At 71.1% G+C, this 20,088-nt stretch carries 17 protein-coding genes; 12 read left to right on the forward strand and 5 right to left on the reverse strand.

Translation table 11 applies throughout. The features are described 5' to 3' along the window. Window positions 1-7: 7 nt before the first annotated feature. Both AC07DS_RS20150 and AC07DS_RS20155 read right to left on the reverse strand, forming a co-directional pair. Window positions 8-637: a phosphotransferase-like protein gene (locus AC07DS_RS20150; protein ID WP_479147086.1), complete on the reverse strand. Its 630-nt coding sequence runs from the start codon at window positions 635-637 to the stop codon at window positions 8-10. A 49-nt stretch (window positions 638-686) separates the two neighbouring features. Next, window positions 687-1,892: an MFS transporter gene (locus AC07DS_RS20155; protein ID WP_479147088.1), complete on the reverse strand. Its 1,206-nt coding sequence runs from the start codon at window positions 1,890-1,892 to the stop codon at window positions 687-689. A 54-nt stretch (window positions 1,893-1,946) separates the two neighbouring features. Here AC07DS_RS20155 and AC07DS_RS20160 point away from each other — a divergent pair, with 54 nt between their 5' ends. The 5 genes from AC07DS_RS20160 to gap all read left to right on the forward strand — a co-directional run bounded on the left by AC07DS_RS20160 (window position 1,947) and on the right by gap (window position 6,035). Then, on the forward strand, window positions 1,947-2,690 hold the full coding sequence (locus tag AC07DS_RS20160) for an AraC family transcriptional regulator (RefSeq protein WP_479147089.1): 744 nt from the start codon (window positions 1,947-1,949) through the stop codon (window positions 2,688-2,690). Between the two features lie 167 nt (window positions 2,691-2,857). After that, on the forward strand, window positions 2,858-3,130 hold the full coding sequence (locus tag AC07DS_RS20165) for a hypothetical protein (protein ID WP_479147091.1): 273 nt from the start codon (window positions 2,858-2,860) through the stop codon (window positions 3,128-3,130). Between the two features lie 26 nt (window positions 3,131-3,156). Beyond that, window positions 3,157-3,924 (forward strand): NPP1 family protein, encoded by a 768-nt coding sequence (locus AC07DS_RS20170; protein WP_479147093.1) that lies wholly within the window; start codon window positions 3,157-3,159, stop codon window positions 3,922-3,924. 52 nt (window positions 3,925-3,976) lie between these two features. Then, window positions 3,977-4,933, forward strand: coding sequence for a GlxA family transcriptional regulator (locus AC07DS_RS20175; RefSeq protein WP_479147095.1), 957 nt, complete (start codon window positions 3,977-3,979; stop codon window positions 4,931-4,933). A 103-nt stretch (window positions 4,934-5,036) separates the two neighbouring features. Then, window positions 5,037-6,035, forward strand: coding sequence for a type I glyceraldehyde-3-phosphate dehydrogenase (gap, locus tag AC07DS_RS20180; RefSeq protein ID WP_479147097.1), 999 nt, complete (start codon window positions 5,037-5,039; stop codon window positions 6,033-6,035). A 126-nt stretch (window positions 6,036-6,161) separates the two neighbouring features. Here the strand turns inward: gap and AC07DS_RS20185 are convergent, their stop codons facing one another. Further along, entirely contained in the window at window positions 6,162-6,884 is a 723-nt protein-coding gene (locus AC07DS_RS20185; protein WP_479147141.1) for an IclR family transcriptional regulator, read from the reverse strand. 134 nt (window positions 6,885-7,018) lie between these two features. Between AC07DS_RS20185 and mhpD the strand changes: the two genes are divergently transcribed. The 4 genes from mhpD (at window position 7,019) to AC07DS_RS20205 (ending at window position 10,597) form a co-directional block, all read left to right on the forward strand. Then, window positions 7,019-7,852, forward strand: a complete 834-nt coding sequence (gene mhpD, locus AC07DS_RS20190; protein ID WP_479147098.1) for a 2-keto-4-pentenoate hydratase — start codon at window positions 7,019-7,021, stop codon at window positions 7,850-7,852. Beyond that, entirely contained in the window at window positions 7,849-8,784 is a 936-nt protein-coding gene (locus AC07DS_RS20195) for an acetaldehyde dehydrogenase (acetylating) (protein ID WP_479147100.1), read from the forward strand. The genes mhpD and AC07DS_RS20195 overlap by 4 nt, the downstream gene beginning before the upstream one ends. Then, a complete protein-coding gene (dmpG, locus tag AC07DS_RS20200; RefSeq protein ID WP_479147101.1) occupies window positions 8,781-9,800 on the forward strand; it encodes a 4-hydroxy-2-oxovalerate aldolase in 1,020 nt (339 codons plus the stop codon). Before AC07DS_RS20195 ends, dmpG begins: the two co-directional genes overlap by 4 nt. Before the next feature lie 143 nt (window positions 9,801-9,943). Continuing rightward, a complete protein-coding gene (locus tag AC07DS_RS20205; RefSeq protein WP_479147103.1) occupies window positions 9,944-10,597 on the forward strand; it encodes a TetR/AcrR family transcriptional regulator in 654 nt (217 codons plus the stop codon). Between the two features lies 1 nt (window position 10,598). On the opposite strand, the gene AC07DS_RS20210 is transcribed toward AC07DS_RS20205, so the two are convergent. Both AC07DS_RS20210 and AC07DS_RS20215 read right to left on the reverse strand, forming a co-directional pair. Next, window positions 10,599-11,375 carry an LmeA family phospholipid-binding protein gene (locus tag AC07DS_RS20210; RefSeq protein WP_479147105.1) on the reverse strand — a complete coding sequence of 259 codons (777 nt, stop codon included), beginning with the start codon at window positions 11,373-11,375 and terminating at the stop codon, window positions 10,599-10,601. After that, window positions 11,318-12,037 (reverse strand): TetR/AcrR family transcriptional regulator, encoded by a 720-nt coding sequence (locus tag AC07DS_RS20215; RefSeq protein WP_479147107.1) that lies wholly within the window; start codon window positions 12,035-12,037, stop codon window positions 11,318-11,320. The genes AC07DS_RS20210 and AC07DS_RS20215 overlap by 58 nt, the downstream gene beginning before the upstream one ends. A 211-nt stretch (window positions 12,038-12,248) precedes the next feature. Here AC07DS_RS20215 and AC07DS_RS20220 point away from each other — a divergent pair, with 211 nt between their 5' ends. From AC07DS_RS20220 to AC07DS_RS20230, 3 genes are all read left to right on the forward strand, one after another. Beyond that, the gene (locus tag AC07DS_RS20220) at window positions 12,249-13,856 is read left to right on the forward strand and encodes an MFS transporter (RefSeq protein WP_479147110.1); all 1,608 of its coding nucleotides are present in this window, start codon (window positions 12,249-12,251) and stop codon (window positions 13,854-13,856) included. 349 nt (window positions 13,857-14,205) lie between these two features. Then, window positions 14,206-16,785 (forward strand): Pls/PosA family non-ribosomal peptide synthetase, encoded by a 2,580-nt coding sequence (locus AC07DS_RS20225; protein ID WP_479147112.1) that lies wholly within the window; start codon window positions 14,206-14,208, stop codon window positions 16,783-16,785. Window positions 16,786-16,798: 13 nt separating this feature from the next. After that, on the forward strand, window positions 16,799-20,053 hold the full coding sequence (locus tag AC07DS_RS20230; RefSeq protein WP_479147114.1) for a non-ribosomal peptide synthetase: 3,255 nt from the start codon (window positions 16,799-16,801) through the stop codon (window positions 20,051-20,053). The last annotated feature ends 35 nt before the right edge of the window (window positions 20,054-20,088 follow it).

Here is a 20,088-nt window from a genome sequence, read left to right on the forward strand (position 1 = left end):
GCCGAGGCTAACCGATGCGTCGGGCCGGATTCCGCAGGGTCGTACGAAGCTGTTCGAAGGCGGTGGGCCGGGGCCGGTCCGGCAGGAAGTCGCGGATGCGCAGGGCGCATTCCTGCGGGGAGAGCCGGCTGGTGTCCACGTCGAGGTCGTGGACTGCGTGCGAATGCACTTGGCCGTACTGCATGGCGGCCAGCCCCGGCTGCCGGTCGCCCCGCTCGCGCTCGCGGCGTTCCAGCTCGGGCAGCGGGCAGCGCACCCCGATCAGGACGGTGTCCTCGGGCACGAGCAGGTCGAGGAGGTCGAGCAGCCGCCAGCGGCGGGAGAGCGGATGGTCCACGACCACGTTGTTGCCGCCCGCGGCCATCCCGGCGACGGCGCGGTGGAAGCCCTTGGCGGTGCGGTCGATCTCGGCCTGGAGGTCCTCGTCGGCGATGGGAGTGTCGCAGCGCATGGAGTGGAACGCGTCGACGGGCAGGTGGAACCACGTGCCGTCGAGCAGGTCGAGGAGCGCCCGGGCGATGCTGGACTTGCCTGAGCTGGACGTGCCGTTGAGCAGGATGACCGTGCCCCCGGCGAGGGTGTCGGGGATGCGTGCGTGGTCCGGGTCGGCCGTGACCCGAGCCGCCTCGGCCGCCATGATGTGGTCCTTCCGTCCGCGGGGGTCCTGAGCCGGTGTGACTTCGTGATCATCGCATGGGGCCGCTCCGGAACCCGAGGGGATTTCGGCCACGGTCGGCTGAAGTCGGGCCGGGCGACGGGGAGTCGGGCTCGGGCAGGGTGCGGAACAGGAGCCAGCTCAGCGCCGGCATGAGGATCAGGGGTGCCAGCGCCGTCCGCAGGGAGGACGCTTCGGCGAGGTGGCCGATGAGAGGGCCGGCCAGACCGCCGATGCTGACCGTCAGGCCGAGGGTGATCCCGCCGGCGGTGCCCACCCGCGAGGGAAGGTAGTCCTGGCCGAGCGTCACCTGGAGCGAGAACGGTACATACAGACCGGCCGAGGTCAGCGCCACGAACAGGTACAGGGCGGGGCCCGGTACGAACACCACGCCCGCGACCGCCGCGACCGAGACCAGGTACGACCGGCGGGCGGCCGTCACCCGGCCCCAGCGGTCGGCCAGCGCGCCGCCGAGCAAGGAGCCCACCGCGCCGCCGAGGTAGAGCACGAACAGCGCCGCGGTGCCCGCCGCCGTACCGCCGCCCAGGCGCTCCTCGGCGTACAGCGAGATGAAGGTGCTCAGTCCGACGAAGACGATCGAGCGGCACACCACGGCCAGCGACAGCCTGACGAACGACGCCCTGTCGTCGCCCCTGGCCGCGGGCGCCGTACCGGTCCCGGAGTGCGACCGTTGCCCCAGCGAGCGCAGCACGGGCAGGCACAGCAGGCTGCCGACGATTGCCGGCAGCACCAGCAACGGCGTCAGACGCAGTCCCCCGGTGGCCACTACGGCGGAGACCAGGAGCGGAGCGAGCGCGAAGCCGACGTTGCCGCCCAGCGAGAACCAGCTCATGGCACGGTGGCTGCCCCGGCTCGCGAGCCGGGCGATGCGCGCGGACTCGGGGTGGTAGGCGGCCACGCCCGCTTGGGACACCGCCACGAACAGCAGGGTGAGGCCGTACGAACCGCCCAGTCCGCTCAGGGCGATGCCCAGTCCGCCGAGCAGCGTGCTGACCGGCAGCAGCCAGGGCACCGCCCGGCGGTCGGTGAGGAGACCGAACAGCGGTTGCGCCACCGACGACAGCAGGGAGGCGGCCAGCACGACGCCGGAGGCGGCGGCATAGCCGTAGGCGCGCTCGGCCACGAAGAACGGGACGAGGGAGGCCACCGCGCCCTGGTAGACGTCGACGCAGGCATGCCCGACGGACAGCAGAGTGATCGATGCATTCTTCGGCACCACCTCAGGATCCGCGGCCGGTGGCGTGTCGGACTTCCGATAATCTGCCGGCTGATGACGAAGATCCGCCATGAGCCGATCGCTCCCACCCGTACCCAGCAGCTGGCGCCCGGCGCCGCGATAGACGCCCACCGGCACGACGACCACCAGATCGTCTACGCCGGGCGGGGAGTGCTGGCCGTCACCACGAGCGCGGGTTCCTGGGTCGCTCCGGGCACCCGTACCATCTGGGTGCCGGCCGGTACCGTGCACGCCCACCGGGCCCACGGCGAACTCGAACTCCACCTGGTGGGACTGTCCGCGGCCGAGAACCCGCTCGCCCTGGACACCCCGACCGTGCTCGCCGTGGGCCCGCTGCTGCGCGAGCTGATCGTCGCCTACACCCGCACCCCGGACGACGACAGCCCCGAACGGGCCCGGCTGCGCGCGGTGTTGCTCGACCAGCTGCGTGCCTCGCCGCAGCAGCCACTGCACCTGCCGACGCCGGCCTCTCCCGTGCTGCGCACGCTCTGCGACCTCCTGTGCGCCGATCCGGGCGACGGCCGGACCCTCGCCCAGCTGGGGCGGGTGGTCGGGGCGAGCGACCGTACCCTGTCCCGGCTGTTCCGCAGCGACCTCGGCATGACGTTTCCACAGTGGCGCACCCAGCTGCGGCTGCACCACGCGCTGGTCCTGCTGGCCGAGGGGACGCCGGTGACCACGGTGGCGCATCTGTGCGGCTGGTCGTCGGCCAGCGCGTTCATCGATGTCTTCCGGCGCACGTTCGGCCACACGCCGGGTTCCCACCCGTCGGGCTGATGGACACGGCCCCGGGCCGCAGCCGGCCCGGGGCCGTCCTCGACTGACGCACCTGCGCCAGGTGTTCACCAACTCACTTTCACCACTACTTACTTCACCTCTTGACGAAAGCAGGTACAGACCTTTAGGTTCCCCGGCGCCCCCACAACCAAGGAGCGAACTCCTCCATGCCGACTCCCCGTCGCAGACGGTTCCGTACCGGCCTCGTCCCCTTCCGGCGTTTCACGATCCGCTTCGTTCTCGCCGCCGTCCTCGCCGCGCTGTTCACCGCCGCTCCCGCCCGAGCCGCCGACGGCGCGATCACCGGACTCGCCGGAAAGTGCGTCGACGTGGCGGGTGCCGACGGCAGGAACCCGGCGCAGGTGCAGAGCCGCGTCGACGCCTGCCAGCGCTTCACCCGGATCCTCGGTGTCCCCGCCGGCAACAACCTGTACTGCTGACGCGAACCGCCCGGCAAGGAGCCGCCATGCGCAACCCGAACTCCCTGACCAAGGCCCTCCTCGGTGCCCTCGGCTCGCTGACACTCGTCGCGGCCGTCCCGGCGAGCGCCCACGCGAACGTGCTGCAGCTGCTGCCGCAGAACGCCGACGGTCTGGAACAGACCTTCTCCCCCGCCTACGACTACGACGGCGACGGCTGCTACGCCACGGCCGCCATCGGAGCCGACGGCACCGTCAACCCCGGCCTGAAGCTCGGCGGCGACGTCAACGGGCACTGCCACGACTACGCGCAGCTGGCCAACGCCAACACCTACTCGCGCGAGAAGTGCAACAACGGCTGGTGCGCGGTGATGTACGCCAGCTACTTCGAGAAGGATCAGGCGACGCTCGGCCCGGCGGCCATCGGCCACACGCACGACTGGGAGCACGTCGTGGTGTGGATCAAGGACAACGAGGTCCAGTACGTGTCGGTGTCCCAGCACACGAGCTACCAGGTGGCCGCCCGCTCCTCGGTCCGCTTCGACGGCACGCACCCGAAGATCGTCTACCACAAGGACGGGGTGTCCACCCACGACTTCCGCTTCGCCAACACCAACGACGAGCCCCCGGAGAACGTGACCGGCGGCTGGTTCTTCCCCCGTCTGGTGGGCTGGAACGGCTACCCGGCGGGCTACCGCGACAAGCTCCTGAGCGCCGACTTCGGCGCCGCCACCATCAAGATCAAGGACGGTGACTTCCAGTACGCCCTGGCGCACTCCATGCCGTCCGGGATCCCCTTCGACCCCGGCGCCTGACGGCTCCTTCGCTCCGGGAACCGGTGGCACGCAAGCGATTACCCTGGTCATCGTGCCTGTCTCCCGTCTGCGCCGCGTCGCCGTCCTCGTACTCGAGGGCGCGAAACCGCTCGACGTCGGCATTCCGGCGCAGGTGTTCACGACCCGCGCGAGCATGCCGTACGAGGTGCGGGTGTGCGGCGCGGCCCCCGGTCTCGTGGCCGGCGGCGACGGCCTGTCGTACCACGCCGCCCACGGTCTCGACGCGCTCGGATGGGCCGACATCGTGTTCATCCCCGGCTACCGGTTCCCGGACCGCGAAGACCCGCCGCAGGCAGTCGTCGAGGGCCTGGTCGCCGCCCACGACCGCGGCGCGCGGCTCGCCGCCATCTCGACGGGCGCCTTCGCACTCGCCGCCACCGGACTGCTCGACGGCAAGCGCGCCACGACGCACTGGCACTACGCACGCGCGCTCGCGGCGAAGCATCCGCTCGTCCGGGTCGACGAGAACGTGCTGTTCGTCGACGAGGGCAGCGTGCTGACGTCGGCCGGGGCCGCCTCCGGGCTCGACCTGTGCCTGCACATGCTGCGCGGCGACCTCGGTGTGGCCGCCTCGAACCACGCGGCCCGGCGCCTGGTCGCGGCCCCCTACCGCAGCGGCGGTCAGGCGCAGTACGTGCCGCGCAGCGTGCCCGAGCCCCTCGGCGAGCGGTTCGCCGCCACCCGCGAGTGGGCCCTGCACCGGCTCGCCGAGCCGCTCACCCTGGAGGCGCTCGCCCGGCACGCGGCCGTCTCGCCGCGCACCTTCTCCCGGCGCTTCGCCGAGGACACCGGATACACGCCCATGCAGTGGGTCATGCGCGCCCGCATCGACCTGGCCCGTGAGCTGCTGGAACGTTCGGAACTGAGCGTGGAGAAGATCGCCGCCGATGTCGGTCTGGGCACCGGCGCGAATCTGCGGATGCACTTCCAGCGCATCCTCGGCACCACGCCGAGCGAATACCGGCGCACCTTCACCAAGGGCGAGTAGTCGATCACTACCTGGCGCGATCCTTTCGAACCATGGCGATCGCGCCGCTGTCCCGGTCGGCCGCGTACCGAGACCCTGGTGGCGAACCGAAGGGACATGACTGATGACTCGCATCGCCATCAACGGATTCGGCCGCATCGGACGCAACGTGCTGCGCGCGCTGCTGGAGCGCGACAGCGATCTCGAGGTCGTCGCCGTCAACGACCTCACGGAGCCCGCCACCCTCGCCCGGCTGCTCGCCTACGACACGACGGCCGGCCGGCTCGGCCGCCCCGTGACCGTCGACGGGGACACCCTCGTCGTCGACGGCCGTCGCATCAAGGTGCTCGCCGAGCGCGACCCGGGCCGGCTGCCGTGGGCCGAACTCGGTGTCGACATCGCCCTGGAGTCGACCGGCCGCTTCACCTCGGCCAAGGCCGCCCGCGCCCACCTCGACGCGGGTGCGAAGAAGGTGCTCGTCAGCGCGCCGTCGGACGGCGCCGACGTCACGCTCGCGTTCGGCGTGAACACCGACGCGTACGACGCGGCCCTGCACACGGTCGTCTCGAACGCCTCGTGCACCACCAACGCGCTCGCCCCGCTGGCCGCCGTGCTCGACGAACTCGCCGGCATCGAGCACGGGTTCATGACCACGGTGCACGCCTACACGCAGGAGCAGAACCTGCAGGACGGTCCGCACCGTGACGCGCGCCGTGCCCGTGCCGCCGCGGTCAACATCGTGCCGACCACGACGGGTGCCGCGAAGGCGATCGGTCTCGTGCTGCCGAACCTCGACGGCAAGCTGTCGGGCGACTCGATCCGCGTGCCGGTTCCGGTCGGCTCGATCGTCGAGCTCAACACGACGGTCTCCCGTGACGTGACCCGCGACGAGGTGCTGGCGGCGTACCGCACGGCCGCCGAGGGCCCGCTCGCCGGTGTCCTCGAGTACTCGGACGACCCGCTGGTGTCGGCCGACATCGTGGGCAACCCGGCCTCGTCGATCTTCGACTCGGCCCTCACCCGGGTCGACGGCCGCCACATCAAGGTGGTCGCCTGGTACGACAACGAGTGGGGCTTCTCGAACCGAGTGATCGACACGCTCGAACTGCTCGCCACCCGCTGACCCGGCCCCCAGGGCGGCCCCGCATCCGGGGCCGCCCTTTTTTGTTTCGGCTTTCTCTCTCGGCTTTCTCTCCCCCAGCTTTCTGTCTTCAGCTTTCTGTGCTCGGCTTTCTGTCCCGGCTCTCCTTCAGCCGGCTCCGCGCAGCACGCGGGACAGCCCCAGTGCTGCCGTGCGCACCGCCGGAGCCAGTTGGGCCGGCCTGAAGCGTGAACAAGGTACGGCCACCGAGAGGGCGGCCACCGTCGCGTCGCCGGCGAAGACGGGGGCCGCGATGCAGCTCACGCCGAGGGCGGCCTCCTGCTCCTCGTACGCCAGGCCCGAGACCTGGATCTTCTCCAGGACCGTCCGCAGGCGTACCGGATCGGTGATCGAGTGCGGGGTGAGGCTCGGCAGCGGGCCGGAGAGGACTTCCTCGGTCAGGGCGGCGCCGGAGAGGGCCAGCAGGGCCTTGCCGACTCCGGTGCAGGTCAGCGGGAGGCTGCCGCCGATACGGGAGGGCAGCTGCAGGGCCTCGTGGCCGTGGATGCGTTCGAGGTAGACCACCTCCATGCCCTCACGGACCCCCAGGTGGACGGTCTCACGGGTGGCCTCGAACAGGTCCTGCAGGAACGGCAGGGCCGTCTCGCGCAGATCGCGTCGGCGCGGCACCAGGGAGCCCAGTTCGAACAGCTTCGCACCGAGCCGGTACTGCGGCCCCGACCTCTCCAGCCAGCCCAGCCCGACGAGGTCGGCAGCCAGCCGGTGCACCGTCGGCTTCGGCAGGCCGGTCCGCTCCGAAAGTTCCGACAGGCGGTACGGGCCACCGCTCGGGGTGAAACATTCGAGGATGAGCGCGGCCTTTTCCAGCATGTTGCCCGCTGTGCTGTTCCGTGTCATGGAACAGAGCTTGGCCCATCCGAGGGGTCCTGTCTAAAACGGTGTGCACACCGGGGGACGTAGGTCGTACGTCCGCCCGCTCCCCCACCGCTCCCCTGGAGGCAACCGTGCCGACCGTGCCCGACCCCGTCCGCCCGGACGCGCATCCACCGGCCGTGGTCAAGGCCGCCGGTCTGCTGGCGGAGGCCGCCCGGACCCGGGCCGCCTGTCCTCCGGTGCGGACGCTGCTGGACGCCGGCGACCTCGATGCCGCATATGCCGTGCAGCAGCTCAACGTCCGCCGGGGCCTGGCCGCCGGCCGCCGTCTCGTCGGCCGGAAGATCGGCCTGACCTCGCCGGCCGTGCAGCGTCAACTCGGCGTGGAGCAGCCCGACTTCGGCGCTCTGTTCGCGGACATGGCCGTACCGGACGGCGGCGAGGTGCCCGCGGGGCGGCTGCTGCAGCCCAAGGTGGAGGCCGAGGTCGCGCTCGTGCTGGGCCGCGATCTGCCGCACCCCTCGTGCACGGTCGTCGACGTGCTGCGCGCGGTCGACTTCGCGCTGCCCGCCCTGGAGATCGTCGACAGCCGGGTGCGCGGGTGGGACATCTCCCTCGTCGACACCGTCGCCGACAACGCCTCCTGCGGCCTGTACGTCCTGGGCGGCACCCCCGTACCGCTCACCGGGATCGACCTGCGTGCCGTGACGGCGACCCTGACCCGGGGCGGCGCGACCGTCTCCGAGGGCACCGGCGCCGACTGCCTCGGCGGCCCGCTGAACGCGGCGGTCTGGCTGGCCTCGGCGCTGGCGGAGCGGGGCGATCCATTGCGGGCGGGCGACCTGGTGCTGACCGGCGCGCTCGGCCCGATGGTGCCCGCCGCACCGGGCGACGTGTTCGAGGCCCGCGTCTCAGGTCTGGGCTCCGTGCGGGTCGGCTTCGCCGAGGAAGGGGAACGCCGGTGAGCACCAAAGTCGCCGTCCTCGGCTCCGGCAACATCGGCACCGACCTGATGATCAAGATCCTGCGCCTGTCCGAGAGCCTGGACATCGTCGCGATGGCCGGGATCGACCCGGAGTCCGACGGACTGTCCCGCGCCCGCAGGCTGAAGGTCGCCACGACCCACGAGGGCGTGGCGGGGCTGGTCGCCCTGGACGAGTTCGCCGACGTGGAGATCGTCTTCGACGCGACCTCGGCGGGCGCGCACCGCCACCACGACGCGATACTGCGCCCGTCGGGCCGTACGCTCGTCGACCTGACCCCCGCCGCCCTCGGCCCGTACGTGGTCCCGCCGGTCAACGGCGACGCCCATCTCGACGTCCCGAACGTCAACATGGTCACGTGCGGCGGCCAGGCCACGATCCCGGTCGTCGCCGCCGTGAACGCGGTCACCCAGGTCCACTACGGCGAGATCGTCGCCTCCATCGCATCCCGCTCCGCGGGCCCCGGCACCAGGGCGAACATCGACGAGTTCACCGAGACCACGTCCCGTGCCGTCGAGCGGGTCGGCGGCGCCGCCCGCGGCAAGGCGATCATCATCCTCAACCCGGCCGAACCCCCGCTGATCATGCGGGACACCGTGCACTGCCTGGTCTCCGACTGCGCCACCGAGGACGTCACCGCCTCGGTCGAGGAGATGGTCGGCCGGGTGCAGGCGTACGTGCCCGGCTACCGGCTCAAGCAGAAGGTGCAGTTCGAGCGCGTGGCGGCCGACGACCCGCTGCGCACCCTCGCCCCGGGCGCTGACGAGGCCCTCAGGGCGTCCGTCTTCCTGGAGGTCGAGGGCGCGGCCCACTACCTCCCGGCCTACGCCGGAAACCTCGACATCATGACCTCGGCCGCCCTGCGCACCGCGGAACGCATGGCCGCCCGGCACGGCAAGGAGACGGGCAAGTGACCACTCTCCACGTCCAGGACGTGACCCTTCGGGACGGCATGCACGCCGTCCGGCACCGGTACACCGTCGACCAGGCCCGCGCCGTCGCCGCCACCCTCGACGCGGCCGGCGTGGCCGCGATCGAGATCGCCCACGGCGACGGCCTGGCCGGTTCCAGCATCAACTACGGCGTGGGCGCCCACACCGACTGGGAGTGGATCGAGGCCGTCTCCGACGCGACCCGGCACGCCGTGCCCACGACCCTGCTGCTGCCCGGCATCGGCACGGTCCACGACCTCAGGCAGGCGCACGCCCTGGGCATCCGCTCGGTGCGCATCGCCACCCACTGCACCGAGGCCGACATCTCCGCCCAGCACATAGCCGCCGCACGGGAGCTGGGCATGGACGTCGCCGGGTTCCTGATGATGTCGCACCTGGCCGAACCGGCCGAACTGGCCCGCCAGGCCAGGCTCATGGAGTCGTACGGCGCCCACTGCGTCTACGTCACCGACTCCGGCGGCCGGCTCACCATGGACGGCGTGCGCGACCGCTTCCGCGCCTACCGCGACGTCCTCGACCCGGCCACCGAACTCGGCATCCACGCCCATCACAACCTCGCCCTCGGCGTGGCCAACACGGTCGTCGCCGTCGAGAGCGGCGCGGTCCGGGTCGACGCCTCTCTGGCCGGGCAGGGCGCGGGGGCGGGCAACTGTCCGCTGGAGGCGTTCGTCGCGGTCGCCGACCTGATGGGCTGGGAGCACGGCTGCGACCTGTTCCCACTGCTGGACGCCGCCGACGATCTCGTACGACCGCTGCAGGACCGTGAGGTGCGGGTGGACCGGGAGACGCTGACCCTCGGCTACGCAGGCGTCTACTCCAGCTTCCTGCGCCACGCCGAGACGGCGGCGGCCCGGTACGGCCTCGACACCCGCGGCATCCTGGCCGAGGTCGGCCGGCGGGGCCTGGTCGGCGGCCAGGAGGACATGATCACCGACGTCGCGCTGGACCTGGTGGCCCGCGCGGAGACCACGTCCTGACCGGGGAGCGAGTCATGGCACCTGGTCCTCCTCGTTCTCGAGGTGCCGGTGACGGGCACAGTCGCTCCGGCAGGAGCCGGGGGCGCTGCCATGGCAGGATGAGTCGCCGTAAGTGCACCGCAGTCAGTCCGTGAGGTTGTGTCGTGGCATCGAAGCCCGTGGTCCGCGAGCCGATCCGGAGCAACGCCCGGTCCAACCGGGCCCGGATCCTGGCCACCGCCAGGCGGGAACTGGGCCGGAACCCCGATGTCACCCTGGAGGAGATCGCCCGGGCCGCGGGTGTGGTGCGCCGTACCCTGTTCGGCCACTTCCCGGGGCGCGCGGCCCTGGTCGAGGCGATCGCCGAGGAGGCCGCCGAGGCCTTGCAGGCCGCCGTGGCAGGGCAGCCCGACACGACCGAGCCGCCCGAGCGGGCGCTGGCCCGTTTCGTCCTCACGATCTGGCCGGTGGGCGACCGCTACCGCCTGCTGCTGGCACTGGCCCGTCAGGACCTGGGCATGGAGCGGGTGTCCGAGGTGCTGTCCCCTGCCCGCGAGAAGGCCGCGGTCATCCTGGAGCGCGGACAGCGGCAGAGCGTCTTCCACCGCCACCTGCCGCCGGCCGTGCTGAACGCCGGCCTGGAGGCGCTGACCCTGTCCCTGCTGGAGAGCGTCAACGCGGGGGCGTGGGAGGACGACGGCACCCGCACGGCCGTCGCCACACTGGTCGCGGCCGGCGTACCGGAGCGGCAGGCGGCCGACGTGGTCGAGGCGGTCACCGCGGAGGCGAGCGGCGAAGAAGCCGTCGGCCAGGGGTAGTTCAGGCCCTCGAGGAGTCCGGCCGGAAGGTGACCGTACGGCCGGTGAAGCGGGCGTCGACACCGCTCGCCGTCGGCGTGACCGACCGCAGGTGGAGTCCCTCGGGGATGTTCCGCAGCGGGATCGGGTCGGCGAAGATCCCATCGAGCAGGGCCTGCACCGGTCCGGACAGGGCTCCGTCGGCGGCACGGAAGTCCATGAACGAGATGCGGTTGCCGGAGGCCGCCGAGACGGCCGTGCTCACGGTGACCTCGCCGCCCAGGGGGAGACCGACGGCCGCCCGGACCCGGCCCGGCTCGGCGTCCTGGGAGAGGTGCAGGCCGAGGGCGTCGGACAGGTCCTCGTAGGAGAGGAACGCGGTCGCGTCGACGGCGCGGGCGCGGGCCTCGCCGGCGTCGCCGGAGGTCTTCAGGCCGTCGACGCCGATGGTGAGCCGCGTGATCGGCAGCGGCCGGGTCGAGCCGTACGCGGGGATGTCGTGGGCGGTGATGTCCACGTGCCGCAGGGTGCCGGAGGCCAGCTGGGTGAGCACCGGGAAGCCGCGGACGTGGACCGAGGGGCGGTCCGGGGTGTGCATGCCGTCCTGGAACGCCTCGGCCGTACGGTTCTCCGCGCGCCCCGCGGCGAACCGGTCGGCCCCGACGGCGGTCACCACCAGCACGGCCAGGGACGCGGCGACGACGATCACGGTCCTGCGGCGAACTCCGGCGGGCGGTGGGCTCACGTCCACGGAGCCGCGGCCGTGGGCGGGTTCGGTGTCGTACGAGGACTGGTGCACGGGTTTCCTCCTGGGGGTGCGGGCGTTCGGGCGCCGACGCGCTCGGGCGGACGGAGCCGGTCGACGTGCGCTGCGGCGAGGTCGCCGTCGACCCCCACAGCGATCAGGGTGGCGGCCGCGGTGCGCGTGCCGTCGTCGGACCACGTGCCGTTGTTGACGCAGTCGAGCAGTGCCAGGACGAAGGCCTCCAGGGCGCGGCCGAGCGCGGCCGCCGGAACGTCGGTGTGAAAGACGTCCTGCCGCTGGCCTGCGGCGATGATCGCGGTCACGGTGTCGCGTGCGGGGCCGAGGACGCGGTCCGCGTGTTCCGCGGCGAGGTCCTGGGGGGCGAGGCGCAGCAGCGTGCGGTAGCGGTCGCCCACCGGCCACAGCGTCAGCACGAAACGCGTCAGAGCGGTGACCGCGTCCGGTATCGGGAGCGCGATGCCGGTGAGCGCGTCCCGCAGCGCCTGGGCCGCGTCCTCGACGAGCCCCTCGACCAGCGCGGAGCGGCCGGAGAAGTGCCCGTAGACGGTGCGCCGGGCCACACCGGCGGCCGCCGCGATGTCGCCCAGGCTGCTCTCGGGGTCGCGCCCCAGCTCGTGCCGGGCCGCTTCGAGGATGCGGGCTCGTGTGGCCGGCGTCCGGCGTCGACGGCCGGACGGGTCGGGTCGGTCGATCACGTCGGAACCTCCGGTCGGCGGGATCGCATCACTGCACATCGATGGGCAAGTAATACTTGCACACTGGCGGGCAGCAAACTAATCTGCACATCATTGGGCAATTAAATGCCCGCGATACCGGGGCGACCGCGATACCCGGGCGACGCCCCGCACCGCCTTCCGCCGCCCCGCCCCGCCCCGAGGCTGCCGCTTCACCCTCAAGGAGCTTGTGATGCCGCTCGTCGCCGACACACCGGTCGAGAAGATGACCGGGCCCTATCCCCGGCGCTGGTTCGCGCTGGTGGTGCTGTGCCTGAGCCTGCTGATCGTGGTCATGGCCAACACGTCCCTGATCGTGGCCGCCCCCGACATGACGAAGGATCTGCAGCTCAGCAGCAGTGACCTGCAGTGGGTCATCGACGGCTACACCGTCCCCTACGCCGCGCTGATGCTCGTACTCGGCTCGATCGGCGACAAGTACAGCCGCCGGGGCGCCCTCGTCACGGGCCTGCTGATCTTCGCTGGCGGCGCGGTGATGGGCAGCCAGGCCGACCGGACCGACCTGGTGATCACCGCCCGCGCCGTCATGGGTGTCGGCGCGGCCGTGGTCATGCCGGCCACGCTCTCCCTGCTGGTGGCGATCTTCCCGAAGAGTGAGCGGGCCCGCGCCATCACCGCCTGGACGGCCACCTCGGGCCTCGCGATCGCCGTCGGCCCGCTGCTCGCCGGATGGCTGCTGCGGGACCACGCCTGGGGCTCGACCTTCCTGATCAACGTGCCGATCGCCGTCGTCGCCGTCATCGGCGCGTTCGTGCTGGTGCCGCCCTCCAAGGCGGCGGGCATGGGCCGGATCGACCACGTCGGCGGCCTGCTCTCGATGGTCTCCGTCGGTTCCCTGGTGTACGCCATCATCGAGGGCCCGCACTTCGGCTGGGGCACCGGTCCCGTCACCGCGGCCGTGATCTCCGGCGTGGGCCTCGTGGCCTTCGCCCTGTGGGAGCTCAGGCACCCCAGCCCGATGCTGGACGTCCGCAAGTTCCGGCTCAGGCCCTTCGGCGGCTCGATGATCGCGGTGCTGTTCTTCTTCTTCGGCGCCTTCGGCTCGCTCTACTACTCCACGCAGTTCCTGCAGTTCGTGCTCGGCTACGACCCGTTGCAGACCGGCGTCCGGCTGCTGCCGCTGGCCGGTGCCGTGTTCGCCGGCGCCGCGGTGACCGGCCGGCTGACCCCGAGGCTCGGCGTGAAGGCCATGGTCGTGCCCGGCATGCTCGTCGGCACCGTGGCCGTGTTCCTGCTCACCCGCGTCGACCAGGGCTCGGCGTACACCGACTTCCTGCCGACGCTGCTGATGCTCGGCTTCGCCATCGGACTGAGCGTCTCCCCCGCCACCGACACGATCATGGGCTCCTTCCCCGAGTCCGAACTGGGCGTCGGCGGTGGCGCCAACGACACGTCCCTGGAGCTCGGCGGCTCCCTCGGCATCGCCATCCTGGGCTCGCTGCTGGCCACGGCCTACAGGGACAGGCTGGGCGACCTGGCCGGCGGGCACCTCCCCGCCGCCGCACTGGACAGCGCCGAGGAGTCCGTGGGTGCCGGACTCGCGGTCGCACAGCAGGTCGCGAAGACGCCGTCCGGCGGCCCCCAGCAGGCCCAGGCCCTGGTGGACGCGGTGCACGAGTCCTTCGCCCACGGGGTCGCACGGACCAGCCTCGTCGGCGGGATCATCATGGCCGCCGGCACCGTGATCGTCCTGGCCGTCCTGCCCGGACGCAAGGCCGCCGGGAAGCACCTTCAGGAGAACGCGGAGGAGGCTGCGAAGGAGGGCGCGGAAGTCGCCTGACGCTCCACCCCCTGGACGGGCCGTGCCTCGAGCGGCGGACGGCCCGGGACGGTGCCGGGAAGGGACACCCGGCACCGTCCCCTTTTCGCGTGAGGAGGCCGACGCCCTTCCCGGCCGGAGGCCGGCGCCGGTGGTTCGACCTGCCGGTCGGTGACGGCAGCCATTCGGGTGATCCGCAAGGCGGCCCCGTACTGCGGGGAGCCAGGGAACACAGGGCCGTCGGGCGTTCCGCGTCGAACGGCGGTCGATTTCGAAGTGGCAAGCTCACCATGGCCGACCGAAACTGAACCCGGCGGTTCGTGATCAGCAAGGAGAACTCGCCCGATCCAGACGTCTTCCAGGAGATCTCATGGTGGAGCAGTCCTCCGAGGTCCATATATCCGGGCCGGACAAAGCAGTCGCCGCCAGGCGGAACAGTTCCGGCCCGTCGAGGACAGACACCGAGAAGAGGTTCGCGGAAGTGCTGGCCGACGTCTCGGACGTCGAGCAGATTCCGGTCGACAGCCACTTCTTCACCGACCTCGGTGCCAACTCCTTGGTGATGGCCCAGTTCTGTGCGCGGGTCAGGAAAATACCGGAACTGCCGTCGGCGTCCATGAAGGACATCTACCGGCACCCCACGATCCGGAGCCTGGCAGCGGCTCTCACGGAGGCCGCGCCCGCTCCCGCCGAGTCACCGGTCCCGGCCACACCGCCGGCGCCGCCTGCCCCGACGCGCAGGACGAGCCATGTCCTCTGCGGAACACTCCAGCTGCTGATCTTCCTGGTGTACTCCCTGGTCGCCGGCTTCGTCGCGGCCCGGGGCTACGAATGGGTCGCCGCCGGCTCGAGTCTGACCCACATCTATCTGCGGTCACTGTTCTTCGGAGGCGTCGGGTTCATGGCCATGTGCCTGTTCCCGGTGCTCGCCAAATGGATTCTCATCGGCCGCTGGAAGCCGGTGGACATCCCGGTCTGGAGTCTGGCCTATCTGCGCTTCTGGTTCGTGAAGGTGCTGCTCCACGGAAATCCGATGATTCTCTTCATCGGCAATCCGCTCTACGTGCTCTACCTCCGGGCCCTCGGCGCGCACATCGGCAAGGGTGTCACGATCCTCTCCCACTCCGTCCCGGTCTGCACCGACCTGCTCACCATCGGTGAGGGAACGGTCATCCGCAAGGACTCGTTCTTCCTCGGCTACCGGGCGCACGCGGGCCGTATCCAGACCGGGCGGGTCACCCTGGGCCGCGACGTGTTCATCGGCGAGAAGACCGTCCTCGACATCGACACGACGATGGGCGACGGAGCCCAGCTGGGTCACTCCTCAGCCCTGTACCGCGGTCAGACGGTCCCGGACGGCGAACACTGGCACGGGACCCCGGGACAGCCCACGGAGATCGACTACGTCAGGGTCGCACCGGCCAAGTGCGGTACCGCGCGCCGGACCTGGTTCGGCCTCGTCAGCCTGCTCCAGTTGTTCCTCCTGTACATACCGGTCGCCGTCGGCGGGTTGTACATGCTGTTCGTCCTGGTCCCGGCGATCGGCAAGCGACTCGGCCCGGACACGGTCTCGCTCACGTGGTCGGAAGTGATCGACGACTCGCTCGTCCTGTCCCTGGTCCTGTTCCTCGGCTTCCTCGTCCTGGGCGTCGTCACCCTGTTCTCCCTTCCGCGCCTGGTGAGTGTGGCCGTCAAGCCCGACCGGGTCTATCCGCTCTACGGATTCCACTACGCGCTGCACCGGGCGACGGCACGCATGACGAACATCAAGTTCTTCAAGTGGCTCTTCGGTGACAGCTCCTACATCGTGTACTATCTCCGCGCTCTCGGATACGACCTGTCCCACGTCGAGCAGACCGGGTCGAACTTCGGTACCGAGGTGCAGCACGAGACCCCGTATCTGGTCTCCGTCGGCAGCGGAACGATGGTGGCCGACGGGCTCTCCATCGTGAACGCGGACTACTCCAGCACGTCGTTCCGGGTGTCGCGGGCTTCGATCGGACCGCACAACTTCCTCGGGAACAACATCGCCTATCCCTCGGGCGGCAGGACGGGTGACAACTGTCTGCTTGCGACGAAGGTGATGATTCCCCTCGACGGTGAGGTCCGCGAGGGCGTGGGGCTGCTCGGCTCGCCCTGCTTCGAGATTCCCCGGTCGGTGGAGCGCGACTCGCGGTTCGACGACCTGAGGACCGGAGAAACGTTCCAGCGCCGCCTCACCGCCAAGAACCGCTACAACCTCCGCTCGATGGCCTTCCATCTGTTCGCGAGATGGGTGCACACCTTTGCGCTCACGGCGTTCGGGCTGGCCTCCGTCGACCTCTACGGCGTGCTCGGACACGTGGTGATCGCCACCTATCTGGCCATCACGCTCATGTTCTCCACCCTCTACTACGTCCTGCTGGAGCGCTGCCTCACCTCGTTCCGTGCGCTGCGCCCGCGGTTGTGCTCCATCTACGACCCCTACTTCTGGTGGCACGAGCGCCTGTGGAAGGTGCCGGACCACTACCTCAACATCTTCAACGGCACCCCGTTCAAGACCCTGATCTGGCGGCTGCTGGGCGTACGCATCGGCAGCAGGGTGTTCGACGACGGCTGCTACCTGACGGAGCGGACGCTCGCCACCATCGGCGACGACTGCACCCTCAGCGTCGGGAGCAAGATCCAGTGCCACTCGCAGGAGGACGGCACCTTCAAGTCCGACGGCACCACGCTCGGCGCCGGCTGCACGCTGGGCGTCGCCGCCCATGTGCACTACGGCGTGACGATGGGCGACGGCGCCGTGCTGGCGCCCGACTCCTTCCTCATGAAGGGCGAGGAGGTCCCCGCACACGCACGGTGGGGCGGCAACCCCGCCGTGGACATGCCGGATGCCGCCGAACAGCTCTGCGGCGGCGACCGGACCACAGCACCTTCTTCGGCCGACGCCTCCGCGGCGTCCATGAGTTGAGGGAGGTCATTCGATGGGAGCGCGCGTGGAAACGGACCGGGAGTTCTGGAGCCGTGTGCTGACCGCCGGCGGTACGACCGCGGTGCCACGGTGGGTTCGGGAGCCGGTTCCCGGAACGACCGAGCACGAGGTGTCGGTGCCGGACGACGTGGCGGACGCGGCCCGTGGGCTGGTACGGCACCTGGCGGTGCCGGTAAGCGCACTGCTGCTCGCCGCACACGCCAAGGTGCTGGCCTCGCTGTCCGGCGAGCAGGACGTGGTGACGGGGTACGCCGCCGGGGTGCGGGGCGAGCCGCTGCCGTGCCGCCTGGCGGTGCCCCCCGGGACCTGGCGCGCGCTGGTGTCGAGCGCTCAGCACGCCGAGGCGGAGCTGCTGGCGCACCGCGAGTTCCCGGTGGACGAGCTGTGCCGGGAGCTGGGAACCGCGCAGCCGTCGTACGAGGTCGTGTTCGGTCCCCGGGGAGGTGCCGAGAACACGCTGGTCGACGACGGTGTGCTGCAGGTGCGCTGGTCCGACCGGGACGGGCGGCTGAGGCTGCGGCTGCGATACCGCACCGATGTCCTGGACGCCACGAGTGCGGCCCGGATCGGCGGCTACCACCTGACGGCGCTGCGGCTGATGACGGCGGACGTGGACGCCGAGCACGCACGGCAGAGTCTGCTGTCGGACGACGAGGTGCAGGAGCAGCTGGAAGAGCTGGCCGGACCACGCCGGGAGCTGCCGGACGCGCGCGCACACGAACTGTTCGAGCAGCGGGTACGGGCGCATCCGGAAACGGTGGCGGCCGTGCACGGCGAGCAGGAGTGGACGTACGCCGAACTCAACGCGCGCGCGAACCGGTTGGCGCGCGCCCTGCTGAAGCGGGGGCTGGGCCGGGAAGACGTGGTGGCCGTGGTCACCGAGCGCAACCTCGACTGGATGGCCGCGACCCTGGCCGTGTTCAAGGCGGGCGGCGCCTACCTGCCCATCGAGCCGAACTTCCCGGCCGACCGCATCGTGGCAACGTTGTCTCGTGCGGGGTGCCGGCTGGTCCTGACCGAATCCGGCAGCACCCACACCCTCGACCAGGCCCTGACGACCCTGCCCGGGGTCGAGAAGCTGCTGATCGAGGGGGCGTACGCGGAAGGGCACACCGACGGTGACGTCGGAATACGGGTCGACTCCGGCCAGCTCGCCTACATCTACTTCACGTCCGGCTCCACCGGCGAGCCGAAGGGGGCGATGTGCGAGCACGCGGGCATGCTCAACCATCTCCACGCCAAGATCGACGACTTGGGGATCGCCGAGGGCTCGGTGGTGGCGCAGACCGCCCCGCAGTGCTTCGACATCTCGCTCTGGCAGCTGATTTCCTCGCTGCTGGTGGGCGGGCGGACGCTGCTGGTCGGCCAGGACGTGATAGTGGACGTGGAGCGGTTCGTCGACACGCTGGCCGGCGGCCGGGCCTGTGTGGCACAGGTCGTGCCCTCCTATCTGGAGGTCGTGGTCTCGTACCTGGAGCAGCATCCACGGGCGCTGCCGGACCTGCGGTGTGTGTCGGTGACCGGTGAGGCGTTGAAACGGGAGCTGGTCCAGCGCTGGTTCGCGATCCAGCCGGGTATCAGGCTGGTCAACGCCTATGGGCTGACCGAGACTTCGGACGACACCAACCACGAGGTCATGGACTCCGTGCCCGAGCGGGTCCTGCTGGGGCGTGCGGTCAACAACGTGCACGTCCATGTCGTGGACGAGCACCTGTCGTTGGTGCCGCTGGGCGCCCCCGGTCTGATCGCCTTCTCCGGGGTCTGTGTGGGCCGGGGGTACGTCAACGATCCCGAGCGGACCCGTGAGTGCTATCGCGAGGACCCGTTCCGGCCCGGTGAGCGGCTCTACCTCGGGGGCGACTGGGGACGCTGGCACCCGGGCGGCAAGCTGGAGTTCCTCGGCCGCCGGGACAACCAGGTCAAGATCCGCGGCTTCCGTATCGAGATCGGCGAGATCGAGAACGCGCTGCTGCGGGTGCCCGGGGTGCGCGACGGTGCGGTGGTCGTCGCCGAGCGGGCCGGCGGGAGCAAGCACCTGATCGCCTTCTGCACGGGCCGCCGTCTGGAGGCCGGCGTGCTGCGCGACGCGCTGGGGGCGGCCCTGCCCGCCTACATGGTCCCCTCGGCCTTCCACTGGCAGGCCGCCCTGCCGCTGACCGCCAACGGCAAGATCGACAGGAAGGCGCTCACCGCTCTGGCGGCGCAGCCCGAACCTTCCGTGCCGGGCGACGACGAAGGCGCACCCCTCACCCCGACCGAGCGGAAGCTGGCGGCGGTCTGGGCCGATCTGCTGGGGGTCCCCGAGGGCCGGATCGGCCGCGAGGACCACTTCTTCGACGCCGGGGGCACCTCCCTGACGGCGGTCAGACTCACCCTCGCGCTGGACCGCGCGGTGTCCCTGAAGGACATCACCCGGCACCCGGTGCTCGCCGACCTGGCGGCCCTCCTCGACGGCACGCCCCGGCACCACCCGGAGCTGCTGCAGCCGCTGACCGCGGGCGGCGGTGCGAAGGACTGCGCACTGGTGTGCTTCCCCTACGCGGGCGGCAACGCGGTCAACTACCAGCCGATGGCGAGCGCGTTGGCGGGCCGCGGCATGACGGTCCTCGCGGTGGACCTGCCCGGTCACGACCTGGCCGCGCACTCCGAGCCGTTCGCGTCGATCGAGCAGGTGGCGGAGCGGGTCGCCGCCGAGATCACGACGCGTGGTCTGACCCGGGTCCTGCTGTGGGGCCACTCGTCGGGCACCGCACCGGCGTTGGAGACGGCCGGACGGCTCCAGGAGCACGGTGTGGAGGTGCTGCGCGTGTTCCTCGGCGCGCAGTTGCTCGGCACCGCCCCCGACCGGTACGCCGCCGTCGGCGAACTGACGAGCCGGAGCAACGCCGAGATCGCCGCACGGCTGACCGCGGACAGCGGCTACACCGAACTCGCGGAACTGAACGCGCAGCACGCCGAGCACATCGGTGCCGCCTACCTGCACGACTGCGTGTCCGCGCACCGCTACTTCTGCGCCGCGCTGGACGGGCCGCCGCCGGTGAAGCTGTCCGTGCCGGTCTCGGTGGTCGTGGCGGCCGACGATCCGCACACGGCCGGCCACGCCCAGCACTACCGGGACTGGCTGCTCCTGGCCGAGCACGTGGATCTGCACGAGCTGGCCGACGGCGGCCACTACTTCACGCGCACCCGTCCGGCCGAGGCAGCACGGGCCGTCCTGGGTGTCGTGGCTCCGCTGGCCTCCTCCTGAGCCGAGCAGAGCCTCCAGACGGGCAACCGAAGGGA

The organism is Streptomyces sp. NPDC044064, assembly GCF_056434245.1.

Coding starts and splice junctions, on each gene's coding strand:
- AC07DS_RS20150 (WP_479147086.1), bottom strand. CDS start 637: ATGGCGGCCGAGGCGGCTCGGGTCACGGCCGACCCGGACCACGCACGC.
- AC07DS_RS20160 (WP_479147089.1), top strand. CDS start 1,947: ATGACGAAGATCCGCCATGAGCCGATCGCTCCCACCCGTACCCAGCAG.
- AC07DS_RS20165 (WP_479147091.1), top strand. CDS start 2,858: ATGCCGACTCCCCGTCGCAGACGGTTCCGTACCGGCCTCGTCCCCTTC.
- AC07DS_RS20170 (WP_479147093.1), top strand. CDS start 3,157: ATGCGCAACCCGAACTCCCTGACCAAGGCCCTCCTCGGTGCCCTCGGC.
- gap (WP_479147097.1), top strand. CDS start 5,037: ATGACTCGCATCGCCATCAACGGATTCGGCCGCATCGGACGCAACGTG.
- AC07DS_RS20185 (WP_479147141.1), bottom strand. CDS start 6,884: ATGCTGGAAAAGGCCGCGCTCATCCTCGAATGTTTCACCCCGAGCGGT.
- AC07DS_RS20220 (WP_479147110.1), top strand. CDS start 12,249: ATGCCGCTCGTCGCCGACACACCGGTCGAGAAGATGACCGGGCCCTAT.
- AC07DS_RS20225 (WP_479147112.1), top strand. CDS start 14,206: ATGGTGGAGCAGTCCTCCGAGGTCCATATATCCGGGCCGGACAAAGCA.
- AC07DS_RS20230 (WP_479147114.1), top strand. CDS start 16,799: ATGGGAGCGCGCGTGGAAACGGACCGGGAGTTCTGGAGCCGTGTGCTG.